The sequence below is a fragment of the Clostridium sp. Cult2 genome (assembly GCF_021655075.1).
Classification (GTDB): Bacteria; Bacillota; Clostridia; order Tissierellales; family Tepidimicrobiaceae; genus Schnuerera.
The window spans coordinates 1-3,129 of the sequence record NZ_PPXX01000097.1; the positions used below are offsets into that span (position 1 = coordinate 1).

Consider the following 3,129-nt stretch of genomic DNA (forward strand, 5'->3'; position numbering starts at 1 on the left):
AAAGTTCTATTAGGATTGAGGAAATAATAGGATTTAGGAACTAGGGATAAGGGGAGATTTTGTCCATTTATTCTTCCATTTTCTTATCCATTCAATCTTCCAATCCATTGATTTATCTGACTTTTAGCCTTGTCTCCTTTTTCTATATCCGTCGTAAACTTCTAATAAAAAACATGGCCTACAGGGCTTTCCTTAACCCTAATAAACCATGTTTCCTACAACAACTTTATTTGCATTCTAAAATGAATTTGCATAATGATAGGACTTTATTTGATGGAGACACCTACAACAACTTTATTATAACTCTCTTCTATTTTCCATAGCTTTGCTTAATGTTACTTCATCAAAGTATTCTAAGTCTCCGCCTACTGGAATACCATGGGCTATTCTTGTGGTTTTGACTCCTAGTGGTTTTAATAGTTTTGCAATATATAAGGCTGTAGCTTCCCCTTCTACTGTTGGGTTTATAGCTAGTATGACTTCTTCCACTTGTCCATTGTACACTCTATTCAAAAGTTCTTTTATCCTTATCTCATCAGGTCCTATATTTTTCATTGGAGATATGACGCCATGAAGAACATGATATAATCCTTTAAATTCCCTAGTTCTCTCCATAGCTACAATATCCCTTGCTCCTTCAACAACACATATTGTAAATTTATCCCGTCTATCATCTTTACATATATTGCAAAGATCATCATCTGTTAAATTGCAACAGTTACTACAGTAATGTACTTTTTCTTTTGCATTTGTAATTGAAGCAGCTAATTTTTCTACTTCCAAAGGTTCCATTTCTAAAATATAAAAAGCCAATCTTTGGGCTGTTTTTCTGCCTATGCCTGGAAGTTTGGAAAACTGTTCAATCAAATTTGCAATGGGTAATGCATAATAATCCATCTACATCAACCTTTCCTTAGAACAGTCCTGGTATATTCATACCTCCTGTTATTTTGCCCATCTCCTTAGCCATCATTTCTTCTGCATTTCTTAATGCTTCGTTTACCGCTGCTAATACTAAGTCTTCTAGCATTTCCACATCTTCTGGATCTACTACAGATTCATCTATTTTTATAGATAATATTTCCTTTTTCCCATTTGCCTTAGCAGTTACAGCACCACCACCTGCACTGGCTTCTACTTCTGTTTCCTCTAATTGTTTTTGCATCTCTTCCATTTGTTTCTGTACCTTTTGCATTTGCTTCATCATATTTCCCATATTCCCCATTCCTGGGAATCTACCTTTTGCCATATTAATTCTCCTTTCAATTATTATTCGATTTCTACAATATTATCCCCAAAGAAGTCTATTACTTCTTGGATTGTATCTTCCTCTTCTTCTTTTAAATCTTCTTCTATTATATCTTCCATAATGAAATTCATTCTAATATTTTTATTGAAATAGGAAGAGATAATTTTTTCTACAAGTTCTTTATTATTTGGTCTTTCCATAGCTTCTCTATGGATTCCATATCCATCCTTATATCCAATATAAAGATTGTTCTTTGAAAAAGATACCAATCTTCCTTCCTTTAAAAATGCATGGGTTCTAATATTTTTATCCTTTATAATTTCTAATACTTTTTCCCATTCTTTCCTTATTGTTTTTAAGGATAGTTCTTTCCCATCATCAACTATTTGGACAGGTTCTATTTCTTTTGATTTTTCTAAATCCTTTTCTTTTTCAAATTTTCTCTTTGGTCTTTGTTCTATCTTAGTTGCTGCTGGTTCGCCAACATTGATTTTACCGCTATTAATTATCATCTCTAGTCTTTTTACTCTTTCTTCTAAAGCAGCATGTTCTTCTAAGTTTACCAGTTTTATAGTTGCCATTTCAAGTATTATTCGTGGTTGAGTAGCCCATTTAGCTTGATTTTCGCTTTTGTTTAATATATCTAGGGATTCTAAAATAAAATCCAAAGAAATCTTTTCACTCTGCTTAATATACATAGAAATTGTTTCCTCATCCATATCCAATATATCTACAGAATTTTTAGAAGTTTTTACAATTAATAGATTTCTAAAATGATATATTAAATCTTTGATAAATTGATTTATATCCTTTCCTTGTTGTATTATCTCATCTATTTTATATAAAACATTTTGTAAATTCTTCCCCTGAATATCATCTACTATAGAAAATAATAAATCTGTATTAGCTATACCTAGTATATCTAAAGTATCTTGATAAGTTAAGTCCTTATCTTTATAGGATATACACTGGTCAAGAAGACTTAAAGCATCCCTCATAGCCCCATCAGAATTTCTTGCTATTAAGCGTAAGGCCTTTTCTTCCACTGGTACCTTTAACTCACTACATATCTTTTCCATATTGGCAACAATATCTTTACTTACAATTCGTTTAAAATCAAACCTTTGACATCTAGAAAGGATGGTTTGAGGTAATCTTTCCATTTCTGTCGTAGCTAATATGAATATTAAATGTTTAGGTGGCTCCTCTAAGGTTTTCAATAGAGCATTAAAAGCCCCTTTTGATAACATATGAACCTCATCTATTATATATATTTTGTATCTTGCCCTAGCAGGAGGATAAACTACTTTATCCCTTAATTCCCTTATGTCGTCTACACTATTATTACTTGCTGCATCCATTTCTATAATATCCATTATGGATTCTTCTAATATTCCTTTACATATTTCACATTCATTGCAAGGATTCCCTTCTACTGGATTTAAACAGTTCACCGCTCTAGAAAATATTTTAGCAGTGGACGTTTTACCAGTCCCTTTAGTTCCGGAGAACAAATAGGCATGACCAATATTTCCCTTTTGAATCTGGTTTTTTAATGTTGTCGTTATATGCTCTTGGCCTAATACTTCATCAAAAGTCTTAGGTCTATACTGTCTATACAATGCTTGATACATAAAACCACCCTTATATCGTTTAATACATATATTATACCAAAAGGAAGGAATAATTACAGCATATAAATATATCCCCACTTAATAAACATTTTCAGTTACTATACATCCCCATCAGAAGAAGTCGTTAATATAGAAAAATTAAAAATAGTGTCAATAGTCAGTGAAAATGTCATATAAAAGAACTTAATTTTATTCAATGAAAGTGTCATTTTTAGAATGAAAAACTATTGATGAGTATTGCATTTA

Annotated in this window: 3 protein-coding genes; all 3 read right to left on the minus strand. The window is 31.6% G+C overall.

From position 1 onward, the window contains the following. Positions 1–297: 297 nt before the first annotated feature. Genes recR through dnaX form a run of 3 tightly spaced genes read right to left on the minus strand, consistent with a single transcriptional unit; the run spans position 298 to position 2,883 of the window. Positions 298–897: a recombination mediator RecR gene (gene recR / locus C3E90_RS10340; protein WP_236915594.1), complete on the minus strand. Its 600-nt coding sequence runs from the start codon at positions 895–897 to the stop codon at positions 298–300. A gap of 16 nt (positions 898–913) precedes the next feature. Beyond that, positions 914–1,249, minus strand: a complete 336-nt coding sequence (locus C3E90_RS10345) for a YbaB/EbfC family nucleoid-associated protein (RefSeq protein WP_236915595.1) — start codon at positions 1,247–1,249, stop codon at positions 914–916. A gap of 20 nt (positions 1,250–1,269) precedes the next feature. Next, complete coding sequence (gene dnaX / locus C3E90_RS10350) at positions 1,270–2,883, minus strand: DNA polymerase III subunit gamma/tau (RefSeq protein WP_236915596.1); 1,614 nt, start codon at positions 2,881–2,883, stop codon at positions 1,270–1,272. Positions 2,884–3,129: the final 246 nt, after the last annotated feature.